The organism is Thermophilibacter immobilis, assembly GCF_015277515.1.
Classification (GTDB): domain Bacteria; phylum Actinomycetota; class Coriobacteriia; order Coriobacteriales; family Atopobiaceae; genus Thermophilibacter; species Thermophilibacter immobilis.
In genome coordinates, this window is sequence record NZ_CP063767.1 from 136794 (window position 1) to 153946 (window position 17153).

Sequence of the window (17153 nt, forward strand, 5' to 3'; positions counted from 1 at the left end):
TATGAACAGCACCACGAGAGGTCTTCTCGTCCGCGCGGGCACGGCAGGCGGCATTGCCACCGCTGGCGTCCTGGCGACGCCGGCCTTTGCGTTTGCCGATGAGTCGGCGGTGGGGGCAGACATCCTGATTCCCAAGCCCGCCGAGTTCATCCCCGCGCTTATTGCCTTCCTCATCATCTGGTTTGTGCTTGCCAAGTTCGTCATGCCGCAGGTTCTCCAGATGATGGAGAAACGCCAGGAGAAGATTCAGTCCGACCTCGACTCCGCCGAGCGTTCCAAGCTCGAGGCAGCCGAGGAGGTCAAGAACTACGAGGGAAAGATCGCCGACGCGCATCATGAGGCCGAGGCCATCGTTGCCAAGGCCAAGAAGGAGGCCGAGGAGGAGCGCTCCCAGATCCTTGCCAAGGCTCAGCGCGAGGCCTCTGACATCATCACCAAGGCCCATGGGGCCGTGGGGTCGGAGCGCCACAAGGCCATGATCGAGCTCTCGGGCTCGGTCGTTGACCTTTCCGTCGAGATTGCGGGCAAGATCATTGGCAACGATCTGAGCGAGGACGCGCAGCGCAGGCTCGCGGAGAAGTACCTCGCGGAAGTTGGAACCTCCGATGGCCAGTAAGCACGGTGAGTCGGAGAAGATCGAGGCCTACACCCGAGCTCTCATGGATGCGGCACGCGCCGAGGACCGCGCCGACTGTGATCTCGTGCAGTGGCAGCACGCGCGCAAGTTCTCGCCTGAGGTCATTGCGACCATCGCTGCCATGCAGAATGGGGATGACATCGACCTCGTCGAGGCGGTCTCCAAGCAGTACAAGGAGTTTCTCGACGCGCGGGACAACACGGTCCTCGTGACGGTGACCACCTCAGTCCCCATGGACGATGAACTGCGTGCCAAGGTGCGCGCCAAGGCCGAGAAGGAAATCAAGGCCTCGGTGTACCTCGTCGAGCGCGTCGATTCGTCCATCATCGGCGGCATCATGCTCGAGGCGCGCGGCAAGCGCTACGACGCGTCCGTCCGCGCGCAGCTCGCCAACATCAGAAAGACGCTTTCCTCTTCATTTATCGGAGGTGAGGAAAAGTGACGGATACCATCAGCTCGCAGAAGATCATGGACACGCTGCGCGAGAACCTCGCGGCCATCAGCGTGACGGTCGATCGCCAGGAGGCCTCGGTCGTCACTGAGGTCGGCGACGGCATCGCACATGTCTCGGGTCTCAAGACCGCCATGGCAGGCGAACTTCTGCAGTTCACAAGCTCATCCACAGGCCGCGACGTCTACGGCCTCGCGCAGAACCTGGATCGCGACGAGGTCGGCGCCGTCCTCTTCGGCGACGTCGAGGACATCAAGGAAGGCGACGAGTGCCGCACGACCGGCCGCGTCATGGACATCCCCGCCGGTCGCGCCATGCTCGGGCGCGTCGTGAACCCCCTGGGCCAGCCCATCGACGGACTCGGCCCCGTCAACGCGACGCATCGTCGCCCCATCGAGTTCAAGGCCCCCGGCATCATGGAGCGCCAGCCGGTGTGCGAGCCCGTCCAGACGGGCCTTCTCGCCATCGATGCGATGGTCCCCATCGGCCGTGGCCAGCGTGAGCTCATCATCGGCGACCGCAAGACCGGCAAGACCGCCATCGCCATCGACGCCATCGTCAACCAGCGCGAGACGGATATGGTCTGCATCTACGTGGCCATAGGCCAGAAGGCCTCGACCGTCGCCGCTATTCGCGAGTCGCTCGCACGTCACGGCGTTCTGGAGAAGACCGTCATCGTGGCTGCCACGGCCGCCGACTCGGCGCCTATGCAGTACATCGCCCCCATGGCCGGCGCCGCGCTCGGCGAGTACTTCATGTACAACGACGCCGAGGGCAACCCCGCCGACGAGAAGCACCCCGGCGGACACGTCCTGGTGGTCTACGACGACCTCTCCAAACAGGCCGTCGCCTACCGTCAGATGTCGCTGACGCTGCATCGTCCGCCCGGACGCGAGGCTTATCCCGGCGACATCTTCTACCTGCACTCTCGCCTGCTCGAGCGCGCATGCAAGCTCTCGGACGCCAACGGCGCGGGCTCGCTCACGGCGCTGCCGATCATCGAGACGCAGGAGGGCGACGTTTCCGCCTACATCCCCACCAACGTGATCTCCATCACCGACGGCCAGATCTACCTGCAGTCGAACCTGTTCTTCCAGGGCCAGCGCCCTGCGGTCGACGTGGGCATCTCGGTCTCGCGCGTGGGTGGAGACGCCCAGGTCAAGGCCATGAAGCAGGTCGCGGGCACGCTGCGTCTGGATCTTGCGAGCTACCGAGAGAAGCAGGCCTTCTCGCAGTTTGGCTCCGATCTTGACGCCACGACCCAATACCAGCTCAACCATGGCGCGCACATGATGGAGATGCTCAAGCAGCAACGCTACTCGGCGCTTGACGTGCGCGATCAGATCATCTCGATCTTCGCCGCCAAGGAGGACTTCCTGGACGACATCGACCTGAACCACGTGAACCTGTTCCGCGACGGGCTCGCCAAGCACATGGCCGAGCGGCATCCGGCGCTGCGCAGCGCGCTCGTTAAGGGCAAGCTCTCCGACGAGCAGCAGGACCGCCTGAAGATGCACATCGCGCACTTCAAGGAGCAGTTCCTCGACGAGAACCCCAACAAGAAGCGTGCAGAGGACGTCGAAGCTGCAGCCGAAGAGACCGTCGATCACTCCGGCTCCACGACGTTGGCGCAGGAGTAGCGTGCGATGGCGAACCTTCGTGATATAGCCAGGCGCAGAAGCTCCGTCAAGAGCACCATGCAGATCACGCGCACGATGGAGATGATCTCCACCGCCCGCATCCGCAAGGCGCTGGACCGTGCCGAGGAGGCCGAGCCGTACAAGGAGGCCATCACGCGCATGCTGGCCAACGTGGCCACCTCCGGTTTCGACGACTCCCAGCCGCTCTTGGCCAAGCACCTGGAGGAGAAGCACGTCCTGTTCGTCCTCATCGCCTCCGATCGAGGGCTTGCGGGCGGCTTTAACATCGTGCAGCAGCGCGCGGTCGAGCATGCGATGCAGCGCCTCGAGACCAGGGGCGTCGCATCCTCGGTCATCACCTGCGGGCGCAAGCCGACTGAGTACTTCACGTACCGCAAAGTCGCGCCGGCGATGTCCTTCGTGGGCATCTCGTCGGATCCCAACATGGACGAGGCGGATCGCATAGCCTCCTACGTCATGGAGGGATACTCTTCGGGAGCGGTCGACCGCGTCATGCTGTACTACTGGCACGCCAAGAACCGCGTCGAGCAGGACCAGGTCGCCGAGCAGCTTCTTCCCATCAGCAAGGAGCAGCTCACGATGCCCAACAAGCCCCGTACTCCCGAGGCCCTCTCCAAGGTCGGGACCCATGAGTACACCGACTTCGCCTTCGACCCGTCCGCCGGGGAGGTCCTGGGCCAGCTCATGCCCGCCTACTTCAGGACGGTTATCTACCACGCCCTGCTCGACTCGGCGGCGGCGGAGCATGGCGCGCGCCGTCGTGCCATGCAGTCCGCGACCGACAACGCCAGGGAGGTCCTGAGCTCGCTTGCCCGCATCTACAACCGCAAGCGCCAGGGAGCTATCACCACCGAGCTCAACGAAATCATTGGTGGTGCGTCCGCATTGGAGGACAACTAATGTCAGAGTGCAGTCAGGAGCAGCGCAGCGCCCTCGAGGAGGCCGCGTACCACAAGCTCAATAAGAGCGTGGGTACGGGCACGATCGTGCGCATCGTCGGCCCGGTCGTTGACGTCAAGTTCGAGGATCAGATCCCGCGTGTCTACACCGCTCTCGTCGTCGACGGCGACACGCCCGTCGGCCACGTGAGCACGACCCTTGAGGTGGAGTCCCAGCTGCCCGGCGGCATCGTCCGCACGGTGGCCATGTCCTCCACCGACGGCCTCAGGCGCGGCCTCAAGGTCAAGGATACCGGCCATCCCATGATGATGCCGGTCGGGCCCTCCACGGTGGGGCGCGTCTGGAACGTCATGGGCCAGCCCGTCGACGGCAAGGGCTTGCCGGATGACCTGCAGTACTACCCCATTCACCACTCGGCGCCCTCCTTTGACGAGCTGACCACGACCACCGAGGTCTTCGAGACGGGCATCAAGGCCATCGACCTGCTCGAGCCCTACGTGCGCGGTGGCAAGACGGGCCTTCTCGGCGGCGCCGGCGTCGGCAAGACGGTCCTCATCCAAGAGCTCATCAACAACCTCGCGCAGCAGCACGGCGGCACCTCGGTCTTCACCGGCGTCGGCGAGCGCACGCGCGAGGGCACCGACCTCTACCTCGAGATGACCGAGTCCGGCGTCATCGAGAAGACCTGTCTGGTCTACGGGCAGATGAACGAGCCGCCCGGAGCTCGCATGCGCGTCGCGCTTGCCGGCCTCACCACGGCCGAGTACTTCCGCGACCAGGGCCAGGACGTCCTGCTCTTCATCGACAACATCTTCCGCTTCTCTCAGGCTGGCTCCGAGGTCTCAGCCCTTCTCGGCCGCATGCCCTCCGCCGTGGGCTACCAGCCCACGCTGGCCACCGAGATGGGCGAGCTCCAGGAGCGCATCACCTCCACCAAGGAGGGCTCCATCACCTCGGTCCAGGCCGTCTACGTCCCCGCGGACGACCTCACCGACCCGGCTCCGGCCACCACGTTCACGCACCTCGACGCCACGACGGTCCTGTCTCGCTCGATCACCGAGCTCGGCATCTACCCGGCCGTCGACCCCCTGGCCAGCTCGAGCTCGGCGCTCGACCCCTCGATCGTGGGGGAGGAGCACTACCGGGTGGCCACGGCCGTCCAGGAGACGCTCCAGGAGTACTCCGACCTCCAGGACATCATTGCGATCCTGGGCATGGACGAGCTCTCCGAGGAGCAGCAGAACGTGGTCTCTCGCGCGCGCAAGATCCAGCAGTTCCTCTCGCAGGCCTTCCATGTCGCCGAGAAGTTCACGGGTAACCCAGGCGTTTACTGCAGCGTCGAGGATACGGTCCGCTCCTTTGCGGAGATTATCGACGGCAAGTGCGATGACCTTCCTGAGCAGGCGTTTCGTTTTGCGGGTAACATCGAGGACGTTCGTCAGCGCGCCGCTGCGATGGCCGCCGCGGACTCCAAGAGCTAGGAAGCGCCATGGCAGAACTCAACTGTCAGTTCGTCAGGCCCGACAGGTCCCTCCTCGAGGGGCCTGTCGCGAACCTCGTGCTGGTCACCTATGCGGGCGAGCTTGGCGTCTGGCCGGGACATGCGCCCGAGATCGTGGCACTCGGAGACGGCGTGGTGCGCATCAGGCGCCGGCCCGAGGACGGGGGCGCAGAGTATGACGTCGTGGTTTCGGGCGGCTATGCCGAGATAGACGACGACGGCGTGATCATCCTGGCCGACCACGCCCGTCGCGCGGACGACATCGATCCTGACGTCGTGCGCGAGACGCGCGACCATGCGATCGAGCAGATGGAGGGCATTCCCGAGGGCGATCACCGGCGCGCCTACTACGCAAACAAGGTGAGCTGGTGTAACCTTTTGTTGAAACAGGTCATGGGGGACGCTGCTGCGAGCTCCCGCTAGTACGGAGGTCGTATGGACGTCATTCAGGTCGAAGGTGGACACCGCGTCGCGGGAGAGGTGCGCGTCGAGGGCGCCAAGAACTCGGCGCTCAAGCTCATGGCGGCCACCATCATGGCCCCGGGCGTGACCACCCTGCGCAACGTCCCTGACATCGCCGACGTCCACGTTATGGGCAAGGTTCTCAAGAACATCGGCGCCCGTATCGAGGTCGTGAACGCGCACGAGCTCAGAATCGACACCTCCCAGGTGGACTCATGGGAGACCCCCTATCATCTGGTAGCCCAGATGCGCGCGTCGACGGCTGTCCTGGGACCGCTCCTGGCGCGCTTTGGCAAGGCAATCGTGGCCATGCCGGGTGGCTGCAACATCGGCGCCCGCAAGATTGACATGCACATCCTGGGGCTCGAGGCCCTTGGCGTCGAGTTTACGGTCGATCACGGCAACATCCACGCCCATGCCCCGCATGGCCTGGTGGGAGACACCGTGACGCTGTCCTTTGCGAGCGTGGGCGCGACCGAGAACCTCATGATGGCCTCGGTGTTCGCTCGGGGCACCACTACCATTGACAACGCGGCGCGCGAGCCCGAGATTGTTGACCTCGCCAACTTACTCAACGAGATGGGGGCCAAGGTCTCCGGGGCGGGCTCGCCCGTCATCGAGATAGAGGGGGTTCGCGAGCTTGTGCCCGTTACCCACGAGGTCGTGGGCGACCGCATCGAGGCGGGCACGTTTCTGGCCATGGGGGCGCTCGTCGGCGACCCCGTGACGGCGAGCGGGTTTGACCCTCGGCACCTGGGCTTGGTGCTCAAGAAGTACGAGCAGATGGGCGCCTCCGTCGAGCGCCAGGAGCGCTCCTGCACCGTCTGGAGAGATCGCCCACTTGTGCCCACCGACATTCAGACGCTGCCCTTTCCCGGATTTCCCACCGACATGCAGGCGCAGACCATGTGTCTGCTCGCGCTCGCCAAGGGAAGCTGCGTCATCACCGAAAACGTCTTCGAGAGCCGCTTCATGTTTGCCAGCGAGCTCTCGCGCATGGGGGCGGACATCGTCATAGAGGGCCATCACGCCATCGTCCATGGGGTGGAACGCTTCTCGGGCACGCAGGTAAAGTCGCCTGACCTGCGTGGCGGCGCGGCCCTTGTCATGGCCGGCCTGGTGGCCGACGGTCTGACGACGGTCTCCGAGATTCATCACATCGATCGAGGGTACGAGGGGTTTGTCGAGAAGCTCACGAGTCTGGGGGCTCGTGTGACGCGCGCGAGCGTACCCGATGACGAGGACGCGCCCCTCTAGGGTCGAGCTCGTCCACAGAGGGGGCTGCAGATATATCTGGAGTCGGAGAGAAGCGAGGGGATTGTCATGATGAACACGGGGGTTACCGAGGACCATACGCTGACCAGGGCCGGAGAGGACTACCTCGAATCCATCTACCGTATCTCACTCGAGGAGGCCACCGGAGACAGGTCCGTTCGCTCGGTGGACGTGGCCGACCAGCTCGGCGTCTCCAAGGCGAGCGTCAACAAGGCCCTCTCCATGCTCAAGGAGGGGGGCATGGTGGTTCAGAGTCGCTACGGGCGCGTGAGCCTCACGCCCGAAGGCGAGAAGTACGCGGCTCTTGTGTGGCGCTCGCACCGCGCCCTGCGCACCTTTCTCGAGTCTGACCTGGGCGTCGATCCCAAGTCAGCCGACGAGGAGGCGTGTCTGATGGAGCACGTGCTGTCTGCAGACACCATGCAGCGGCTGATTGACTATCTCGAGAGGCAGGGCATCCCCGTCCCCGAGTAGCTCTTTTTCAAACCTGCATGGACATGCTGTGGTGGCGCGTCCTCCTCCTTACGGAGTGCGCACTTCTCTGTCCGTCTGCGGGAGCGGCGGAATTCTCTGCGGCTCGTTGGGGTATGTTGTGGTTGCTTGTCGTGAATGCCGTCGGACACGCGTCTGGCAGGCTCGAGCATACAACCCAAGGGGGATCACCATGAAGGCAATCATTCCTGCGGCCGGACTAGGCACGCGCTTTTTGCCGGCCACGAAGTGCACGCCCAAGGAGCTCCTGCCTGTCCTTGACAAGCCCGTTATTCAGTATGTGGTCGAAGAGGCTCTCGAGCCGGATGCCGTCGACGGCGTCGTCATTGTCAACTCCCACGAGAAGCCCCAGATAGAGGCCTATTTCTCGGTGGATCACGCTTTCGAGTCCCTCCTGCGCAAGCGCGGCAAGGCAGCGGAGGCCGCGCGCGTGCACAAGGCCTCGACGCTTCCGGTCTCCTTCGTCTATCAGAACGAGGCGCGCGGCCTGGGCCACGCGGTTCTCATGGCCGCCGACGAGATTCATCACGAGACGTTCTTCGTGCTTCTCGGCGACTACTTCGTTCCCGATCACCAGATGTGCGTCCGCATGGACCAGATCTCACACGAGCACGGCGACGCCTCGGTAATTGCGGTTGCCCCGGTTCCCGCCGACCAGGTGAGCCGCTATGGCATCATCGCCGGGACGTGCGTGGGGAGCCTTCCGGGCTTTGACGCCACGGGGGAGCAGGAGGGGGCCGTCTGGAAGGTGACGGGCCTCGTCGAGAAGCCCCGGCCCGAGTACGCACCCTCCCACCTGTTCATCGTGGGTCGCTACCTGCTCTCCCCGCGGGTCATGGAGCTGCTCGCGACTCAGGGCCCCGGCGCCGGAAACGAGATTCAGCTGACCGACGCCCTGGAGCGCCTGCTCGCCGAGGAGGAGATGTACGCGCTCGTCGTCGACCCAGCCGAGGGATGCGACACCGGCACCCCCGCCGCGTGGGCCGCCACGAACGCGCGCATGGCACTCGACGATTCTGCGCAGGCCGACGCCTTCCGCGAGGCGCTGGGGGAGAGGAACGCGGCGCTCCTTGGATAGACAGCCCGACATCATCCGCTTCGGAAACGATGGGTGGCACGCTCGCTTCGACGACGGCTTCAGTGAGGCCAACGTAGTGAGAGTCGTCGACGCGCTCGGGCTGCTCTGGTCCGACGACGCGCCGGGCGCCACCATCTACGTGGGCTACGACCGGCGCCATGACTCCTCTGTGCTCGCGCGTGAGGCTGCGGGCGTCCTCTCGTCCTTTGGCCTCAGGGCCTGCGTGTCCGACGTGGCCTGCCCGACGCCTGCCGTGGCGTGGTCCTGCGCTCAGGACGAGGCGGCTCTCGGCACCCTCGTCATCACGGCGAGCGAGCGCTCCTGCGAGTACGGGGGCATCCTCGTGCGCGCGGCCGACGGCGGCCCCTGCCCGCGCTCGTTTCTCGACGAGGTCGAGCAGACCATCTCGTCGAGCCCCTCTAAGCAGCGCGGGCTCATCGAGAAGCGCGACCTCATGGGACCCTACATGGCTGCCCTCACCTCCTTTGTGGACGCTGGCGCACTGGCGGCCGCGCGACCGAGGGTTGTCGTCGACCCCATGTTCGGGGCGGGCTCCGGCCATCTTGCGGCTTTGCTCACCGCCGTGGGCTGCGACGTGGTGGAGATTCATGTTGAGCCCCACGAGGACTTCGACGGCATCCACCCCGCCCCCCAAGACCCGTGGGCCGATGCCTGCGAGCAGGCGGTGGTCGCTCAGGGAGCCGCCTTGGGCGTGCTCCTCGACGGTGACGGGGACCGGGCCGCCGTGGTGGATGAGCACGGGTCCATTCTCCCCGCGCGCCTGCTCGTTCCCCTCGTCATGGGACACCTCGTCGAGGGACACGGTGCCACGGGACGCGTCGTGACCACGCTGACTTGCTCGGCGCTCGTCTCTCGGCAGGCAGCGCGCCTTGGGTGCGAGATGGTCAGCGTGCCAGTGGGCTTTCCGCGCATCTACCGGGAGGTCCTCGAGGGAGACGTCATCTTAGGGGCTGAGGAGTACGGTGGAATCTGCGTCCCTGCGCACCTGCACGAACGCGACGGCCTGCTCGTGGCCCTGCTCGCGGTCGAGCTCCTGGCGACCTCGGGCGTGCCGATGAGCCAGCTCGTGAGCGAACTTGAGTCCAAGATAGGCAGCATGCGCTACACGAGACGGGACGTGCGGCTCGATCCCGCCGTGACTCAGGCCTTCAGAAACGTCTTGCCGGGGCTCAACCCCCCTGACGTTGCCGGACGGGTGCCCGTCGAGGTGAGCCATGCCGACGGCTTGCGCCTCCAGTTCGAAGACGACTCCTGGGTGCTCATGCGTCCGTCGCGGGCAGGTGCTCTGGTGAGGGTCTATGCCGAGGCCCCCTCCGAGTGCGAACGCGATGAGCTTCTGGAGGGAGCCTGCGACATTGTGCGCCAGGGGGTCTAAGGACAGTTGTGTAGGAACCGTGTGCCCGCCGATTCCCGCCGGGCGGCGGGTGCCGAGTGCGTATAGTAATTCCCCGCGCAGCAACGAGGCCAGAGCCCGCGACCTGCGCGGCGAACCTTGAAAACCGGATACTGCGATCGAAAGATCGACGAAGACAGACTAGCGAGATTCGAATGATGCCGGGCGAGAGCCCGGCTCGTCAATTCATTTTTCAGCGAATCCGAGATCAGCGGGATCTTAGGACAGAGACGGACCAAGCTTTGAATCGCACCGGCCCTAGGCCGGTCCAATTTGAACGGAGAGTTCGATCCTGGCTCAGGATGAACGCTGGCGGCGCGCCTAACACATGCAAGTCGAACGATTAAGGCACCTTCGGGTGCGTATAGAGTGGCGAACGGCTGAGTAACACGTGGGCAACCTGCCCCCCTCTCCGGGACAGCCTCGGGAAACCGTGGTTAATACCGGATACTCCGCGACCCCCCCGCATGGGGGGCGCGGGAAAGCCCAGACGGAGGGGGATGGGCCCGCGGCCTGTTAGCTCGTTGGTGGGGCAACGGCCCACCAAGGCAACGATGGGTAGCTGGGTTGAGAGACCGACCAGCCAGATTGGGACTGAGACACGGCCCAGACTCCTACGGGAGGCAGCAGTGGGGAATATTGCGCAATGGGCGAAAGCCTGACGCAGCGACGCCGCGTGCGGGACGAAGGCCTTCGGGTCGTAAACCGCTTTCAGCAGGGACGAGGCCGCGAGGTGACGGTACCTGCAGAAGAAGCCCCGGCTAACTACGTGCCAGCAGCCGCGGTAATACGTAGGGGGCGAGCGTTATCCGGATTCATTGGGCGTAAAGCGCTCGTAGGCGGTCCGTCTGGTCGGGTGTCAAATCCGGGGGCTCAACCCCCGTTCGCATCCGATACCGGCGGACTTGAGTTTGGTAGGGGAAGGCGGAATTCCAAGTGTAGCGGTGGAATGCGCAGATATTTGGAAGAACACCGGTGGCGAAGGCGGCCTTCTGGGCCACAACTGACGCTGAGGAGCGAAAGCTAGGGGAGCGAACAGGATTAGATACCCTGGTAGTCCTAGCCGTAAACGATGGACACTAGGTGTGGGGGGATCTGCCCTCCGTGCCGCAGCTAACGCATTAAGTGTCCCGCCTGGGGAGTACGGCCGCAAGGCTAAAACTCAAAGGAATTGACGGGGGCCCGCACAAGCAGCGGAGCATGTGGCTTAATTCGAAGCAACGCGAAGAACCTTACCAGGGCTTGACATCTAGGTGAAGCGGCGGAAACGCCGTGGCCGAGAGGAGCCTAGACAGGTGGTGCATGGCTGTCGTCAGCTCGTGTCGTGAGATGTTGGGTTAAGTCCCGCAACGAGCGCAACCCTCGTCGCATGTTGCCAGCGGTTCGGCCGGGCACCCATGCGAGACCGCCGGCGTCAAGCCGGAGGAAGGTGGGGACGACGTCAAGTCATCATGCCCCTTATGTCCTGGGCTGCACACGTGCTACAATGGCCGGCACAATGGGCTGCCAGGCGGCGACGCCGAGCGAATCCCCAAAGCCGGCCCCAGTTCGGATCGGAGGCTGCAACCCGCCTCCGTGAAGTCGGAGTTGCTAGTAATCGCGGATCAGCACGCCGCGGTGAATGCGTTCCCGGGCCTTGTACACACCGCCCGTCACACCACCCGAGTCGATTGCACCCGAAGTCGTCGGCCTAACTCTCACGAGAGGGAGGCGCCGAAGGTGTGGTTGGTAAGGGGGGTGAAGTCGTAACAAGGTAGCCGTACCGGAAGGTGCGGCTGGATCACCTCCTTTCTAGGGAGAAACACCTCTTCCAGAAGAGTAAGATTTTTTTTTGACGGTGCGTCCCGTCCATTCCCAGCTGATTGCCTTCGTCGCGCCCCCGTGGCGCGCAGTGTCCGGTCTCGGGGGCTCGCCCTCGCCGTACCTTGAGAGCTGCATAGCGTGACCAAGATTTTCTTCAAGAAGATCGCATCTCAGACGCGGCCGCGCTGACGCGCGGGCCGCAGCATATTTGTATGTTCGAACCATCAGAAGAAAAGAAGATGGTAAGGGCAAACGGTGGATGCCTTGGCACAGGAAGCCGACGAAGGACGCGACAAGCTGCGATAAGCCACGGTTAGGGGCACTTGCCCGCTCGACCCGTGGATCTCCGAATGGGCTAACCCGCGTGGCGTCATTGCCACGCACCGACGGCCGAACACATAGGCCGCCGGGAGGCAACCGGGGGAACTGAAACATCTAAGTACCCCGAGGAAGAGAAATCAAACGAGATTCCCCTAGTAGTGGCGAGCGAACGGGGACCTAGGTCAAACCGGCGGACGCGCAAGCGCCGCCGGGGTTGTAGGGCCGCGCACAGCGCAGTTACAAAACCTCGTGGAAGCGGAACGGCATGGGAAGGCCGGCGAGACAGGGTTAGAGCCCCGTACGCGAATCCGCGAGGACTGCCGCACGGTACCTGAGTACCGCCGGACACGTGAAACCCGGTGGGAACCTGGGGGGTCCACCCTCCAAACCTAAATACTCTCCTGTGACCGATAGCGAACCAGTACCGTGAGGGAAAGGTGAAAAGCACCCCGGGAGGGGAGTGAAATAGTACCTGAAACCGTTTGCCTACAAGCAGTCGGAGCGCCCGCGTGGCGTGACGGCGTGCCTTTTGTAGAATGAGCCAGCGAGTTACGGCATGTGGCGAGGTTAAGCTAGCAAGCGAGCCGCAGCGACAGCGAGTCCCAAACGGGCGCATGAGTCGCATGCCGTAGACGCGAAGCCAGGTGAGCTATCCATGGGCAGGCTGAAGCGGGGGTAAGACCCCGTGGAGGGCCGAACCCACCTAGGTTGAAAACTGGGGGGATGACCCGTGGATAGGAGTGAAAGGCCTATCAAACCTGGAGATATCTCGTTCTCCCCGAAATAGCTTTAGGGCTAGCCTCGGACGTTTACCTGCGGGGGTAGAGCACTGAATGGACGCGGGGGCCTCACCGCCTACCAAATCCAATCAAACTCCGAATACCGTAGGTCCAGAGTCCGGGAGTCAGAACATGTGGGCTAAGCCGTGTGTTCGAAAGGGAAACAGCCCAGACCGCCCGCTAAGGTCCCGAAGTCCATGCTAAGTGGCAAAGGATGTGCGTTTGCTCAGACAACCAGGATGTTGGCTTAGAAGCAGCCATTCATTCAAAGAGTGCGTAACAGCTCACTGGTCGAGTGGACATGCGCCGACAATATACGGGGCTAAGCATGGCACCGAAGCGGCGGACTAATCTAATTAGTGGTAGGGGAGCTTTCCGTCCGGGGCGAAGCCGAGCGACGACGCTCGGTGGACCGGCCGGAAGTGAGAATGCTGGCATGAGTAACGAGAGGGGCGTGGAAAACGCCCCCGCCGTACACCCAAGGTTTCCTGGGCAAGGCTAATCCTCCCAGGGTCAGTCGGGAGCTAAGGCGAGGCCGGAAGGCGTAGTCGATGCACAGCAGGTTGACATTCCTGCACCCCCGAGCGGACGTCATCACCGATGGGGCGACGGAGAAGGGTAGCTGGACGGGGTTCTGGACGTCCCCGCGATGGCACGTAGGCCGGGAGCTTGTGAAACGCGGCTCCCACTGGGGCCGAGGTGCCGGACGAAGCGAATGAGCGAAGCCAGCGAGCCCATGCTCCCAAGAAAACCCCCTAGGGAGCCCGCAGGGGCCCGTACCAAAACCGACACAGGTGGGTGGGTAGAGCATACCAAGGCGATCGGGAGAACTATGGTTAAGGAACTCGGCAAAATTGCCCCGTAACTTCGGAAGAAGGGGTGCCGGACAGGGTGGAGGGACTTGCTCCCCGAGCCCAGGCCGGCCACAGTAAATAGGTCCAAGCGACTGTTTATCAAAAACACAGGACTCTGCTGAAGTCGTAAGACGACGTATAGGGTCTGACGCCTGCCCGGTGCCGGAAGGTCACGAGGAGCCGTTAGCGCAAGCGAAGCGGCGAATCCAAGCCCCGGTAAACGGCGGCCGTAACTATAACGGTCCTAAGGTAGCGAAATTCCTTGTCGGGTAAGTTCCGACCTGCACGAAAGGCGTAACGACTTGGACGCTGTCTCAACCATAGACCCGGTGAAATTGCATTAGTCGTGAAGATGCGACTTACCCGCGGAAGGACGGAAAGACCCCGTGAACCTTTACTGCAGCTTGACATTGGCTGCCGGTCCGTCGTGTAGAGGATAGGTGGGAGACTTCGAACCAGGGACGCCAGTCTCTGGGGAGTCGCCCTTGGAATACCACCCTCGACGTTCTGGCAGCCTAACCCGCGACCGTTATCCGGCGCGGGGACCGTGTCAGGTGGGTAGTTTGACTGGGGCGGTCGCCTCCTAAAATGTAACGGAGGCGCACGTAAGGTCTGCTCAGGACGGTCGGCAACCGTCCCTTTGAGTGCAAGAGCACAAGCAGGCTTGACTGCGAGACAGACAAGTCGAGCAGATGGGAAACCAGGTTCTAGTGATCCGGCGGCTCAGTGTGGTATGGCCGTCGCTCAACGGATAAAAGGTACTCCGGGGATAACAGGCTGATCTTCCCCAAGAGTCCACATCGACGGGAAGGTTTGGCACCTCGATGTCGGCTCATCGCATCCTGGGGCTGGAGCAGGTCCCAAGGGTATGGCCGTTCGCCATTTAAAGCGGTACGCGAGCTGGGTTCAGAACGTCGTGAGACAGTTCGGTCCCTATCCTCCGTGGGCGTAGGAAAACTGAGGGAGGCTGCCCCTAGTACGAGAGGACCGGGGTGGACGGACCTCCGGTGTACGGGTTGTCGACCAACGGCATAGCCCGGTAGCTGAGTCCGGTTCGGATAACCGCTGAAAGCATCTAAGCGGGAAGCCAGTCCCGAGATGAGTTTTCCTTTCGGTAAGGCCACTCGTAGACCACGAGTTTGATAGGCCGCAGATGTAAGCGCCGCGAGGCGCTGAGTCGAGCGGTACTAATCGGCCGAGCTCTTCTCCTCTTCATTTACGTGTTCGAGTCTCGTATGCGACCCTCGCGAGGGGGATCGAGGTCACGCTGTGCGGCCCTGAGGGCACGGTCGAGCGCCGTCCCCAGGCAAGAATGCCCCTTGTTGGTCAGCGACCATGGCAGGGGAGGCACACCCGGTCCCATTCCGAACCCGGAAGTTAAGCCCCCTAGCGCCGATGGTACTGCGGTGTAGTCCGTGGGAGAGCAGGACGTCGCTGACCAACAAGGGGCATTTTCCCGTCGAGGGGGCGGGGGAGCCGGCGGCTCCCCCGCCCCCTCCCGCATGTCGGGAGGGAATCCAAAGCTGCACGTGGGTAAACCTATGCCAGCGGTTGTTTTGGTGCCTTAAGCGGTTTCAGTTGTGTAGGAACCGTGTGCCCGCCGATTCCCGCCGGGCGGCGGGTGCCGAGTGCGTATAGTAATTCCCCGCGCAGCAACGAGGCCAGAGCCCGCGACCTGCGCGGCGAACCTTGAAAACCGGATACTGCGATCGAAAGATCGACGAAGACAGACTAGCGAGATTCGAATGATGCCGGGCGAGAGCCCGGCTCGTCAATTCATTTTTCAGCGAATCCGAGATCAGCGGGATCTTAGGACAGAGACGGACCAAGCTTTGAATCGCACCGGCCCTAGGCCGGTCCAATTTGAACGGAGAGTTCGATCCTGGCTCAGGATGAACGCTGGCGGCGCGCCTAACACATGCAAGTCGAACGATTAAGGCACCTTCGGGTGCGTATAGAGTGGCGAACGGCTGAGTAACACGTGGGCAACCTGCCCCCCTCTCCGGGACAGCCTCGGGAAACCGTGGTTAATACCGGATACTCCGCGACCCCCGCATGGGGGGCGCGGGAAAGCCCAGACGGAGGGGGATGGGCCCGCGGCCTGTTAGCTCGTTGGTGGGGCAACGGCCCACCAAGGCAACGATGGGTAGCTGGGTTGAGAGACCGACCAGCCAGATTGGGACTGAGACACGGCCCAGACTCCTACGGGAGGCAGCAGTGGGGAATATTGCGCAATGGGCGAAAGCCTGACGCAGCGACGCCGCGTGCGGGACGAAGGCCTTCGGGTCGTAAACCGCTTTCAGCAGGGACGAGGCCGCGAGGTGACGGTACCTGCAGAAGAAGCCCCGGCTAACTACGTGCCAGCAGCCGCGGTAATACGTAGGGGGCGAGCGTTATCCGGATTCATTGGGCGTAAAGCGCTCGTAGGCGGTCCGTCTGGTCGGGTGTCAAATCCGGGGGCTCAACCCCCGTTCGCATCCGATACCGGCGGACTTGAGTTTGGTAGGGGAAGGCGGAATTCCAAGTGTAGCGGTGGAATGCGCAGATATTTGGAAGAACACCGGTGGCGAAGGCGGCCTTCTGGGCCACAACTGACGCTGAGGAGCGAAAGCTAGGGGAGCGAACAGGATTAGATACCCTGGTAGTCCTAGCCGTAAACGATGGACACTAGGTGTGGGGGGATCTGCCCTCCGTGCCGCAGCTAACGCATTAAGTGTCCCGCCTGGGGAGTACGGCCGCAAGGCTAAAACTCAAAGGAATTGACGGGGGCCCGCACAAGCAGCGGAGCATGTGGCTTAATTCGAAGCAACGCGAAGAACCTTACCAGGGCTTGACATCTAGGTGAAGCGGCGGAAACGCCGTGGCCGAGAGGAGCCTAGACAGGTGGTGCATGGCTGTCGTCAGCTCGTGTCGTGAGATGTTGGGTTAAGTCCCGCAACGAGCGCAACCCTCGTCGCATGTTGCCAGCGGTTCGGCCGGGCACCCATGCGAGACCGCCGGCGTCAAGCCGGAGGAAGGTGGGGACGACGTCAAGTCATCATGCCCCTTATGTCCTGGGCTGCACACGTGCTACAATGGCCGGCACAATGGGCTGCCAGGCGGCGACGCCGAGCGAATCCCCAAAGCCGGCCCCAGTTCGGATCGGAGGCTGCAACCCGCCTCCGTGAAGTCGGAGTTGCTAGTAATCGCGGATCAGCACGCCGCGGTGAATGCGTTCCCGGGCCTTGTACACACCGCCCGTCACACCACCCGAGTCGATTGCACCCGAAGTCGTCGGCCTAACTCTCACGAGAGGGAGGCGCCGAAGGTGTGGTTGGTAAGGGGGGTGAAGTCGTAACAAGGTAGCCGTACCGGAAGGTGCGGCTGGATCACCTCCTTTCTAGGGAGAAACACCTCTTCCAGAAGAGTAAGATTTTTTTTTTGACGGTGCGTCCCGTCCATTCCCAGCTGATTGCCTTCGTCGCGCCCCCGTGGCGCGCAGTGTCCGGTCTCGGGGGCTCGCCCTCGCCGTACCTTGAGAGCTGC

At 63.3% G+C, this 17153-nt stretch carries 10 protein-coding genes and 4 rRNA genes; all 14 read left to right on the forward strand.

The genetic code is table 11. The features are described 5' to 3' along the window. Position 1: 1 nt before the first annotated feature. Positions 2–616: a F0F1 ATP synthase subunit B gene (gene atpF, locus INP52_RS00640; protein WP_194371514.1), complete on the forward strand. Its 615-nt coding sequence runs from the start codon at positions 2–4 to the stop codon at positions 614–616. Further along, entirely contained in the window at positions 606–1079 is a 474-nt protein-coding gene (locus INP52_RS00645) for a F0F1 ATP synthase subunit delta (RefSeq protein WP_194371516.1), read from the forward strand. Before atpF ends, INP52_RS00645 begins: the two co-directional genes overlap by 11 nt. Then, positions 1076–2728: a F0F1 ATP synthase subunit alpha gene (atpA, locus tag INP52_RS00650; RefSeq protein WP_194371518.1), complete on the forward strand. Its 1653-nt coding sequence runs from the start codon at positions 1076–1078 to the stop codon at positions 2726–2728. Before INP52_RS00645 ends, atpA begins: the two co-directional genes overlap by 4 nt. A 6-nt stretch (positions 2729–2734) precedes the next feature. Beyond that, positions 2735–3649, forward strand: a complete 915-nt coding sequence (gene atpG, locus INP52_RS00655; protein ID WP_194371520.1) for an ATP synthase F1 subunit gamma — start codon at positions 2735–2737, stop codon at positions 3647–3649. Beyond that, positions 3649–5130 carry a F0F1 ATP synthase subunit beta gene (gene atpD, locus INP52_RS00660; RefSeq protein WP_194371522.1) on the forward strand — a complete coding sequence of 494 codons (1482 nt, stop codon included), beginning with the start codon at positions 3649–3651 and terminating at the stop codon, positions 5128–5130. Before atpG ends, atpD begins: the two co-directional genes overlap by 1 nt. 8 nt (positions 5131–5138) lie before the next feature. Next, a complete protein-coding gene (gene atpC / locus INP52_RS00665; RefSeq protein ID WP_194371524.1) occupies positions 5139–5573 on the forward strand; it encodes an ATP synthase F1 subunit epsilon in 435 nt (144 codons plus the stop codon). 12 nt (positions 5574–5585) lie between these two features. Beyond that, on the forward strand, positions 5586–6869 hold the full coding sequence (murA, locus tag INP52_RS00670; RefSeq protein ID WP_194371526.1) for a UDP-N-acetylglucosamine 1-carboxyvinyltransferase: 1284 nt from the start codon (positions 5586–5588) through the stop codon (positions 6867–6869). 66 nt (positions 6870–6935) lie between these two features. Further along, the gene (locus INP52_RS00675) at positions 6936–7361 is read left to right on the forward strand and encodes a metal-dependent transcriptional regulator (RefSeq protein ID WP_194371528.1); all 426 of its coding nucleotides are present in this window, start codon (positions 6936–6938) and stop codon (positions 7359–7361) included. A 190-nt stretch (positions 7362–7551) separates the two neighbouring features. Continuing rightward, positions 7552–8457: a UTP--glucose-1-phosphate uridylyltransferase gene (locus tag INP52_RS00680; RefSeq protein WP_194371530.1), complete on the forward strand. Its 906-nt coding sequence runs from the start codon at positions 7552–7554 to the stop codon at positions 8455–8457. Beyond that, positions 8450–9853: a phosphohexomutase domain-containing protein gene (locus tag INP52_RS00685; protein ID WP_194371532.1), complete on the forward strand. Its 1404-nt coding sequence runs from the start codon at positions 8450–8452 to the stop codon at positions 9851–9853. The genes INP52_RS00680 and INP52_RS00685 overlap by 8 nt, the downstream gene beginning before the upstream one ends. 292 nt (positions 9854–10145) lie before the next feature. After that, positions 10146–11662: ribosomal RNA gene (locus INP52_RS00690) — 16S ribosomal RNA — on the forward strand. Between the two features lie 244 nt (positions 11663–11906). After that, positions 11907–14839, forward strand: a 23S ribosomal RNA gene (locus INP52_RS00695). A 114-nt stretch (positions 14840–14953) separates the two neighbouring features. Then, positions 14954–15068: ribosomal RNA gene (gene rrf / locus INP52_RS00700) — 5S ribosomal RNA — on the forward strand. Positions 15069–15492: 424 nt separating this feature from the next. Then, positions 15493–17007 (forward strand): 16S ribosomal RNA (locus INP52_RS00705). The 16S, 23S and 5S rRNA genes sit together here, the layout of an rRNA operon. Positions 17008–17153: the final 146 nt, after the last annotated feature.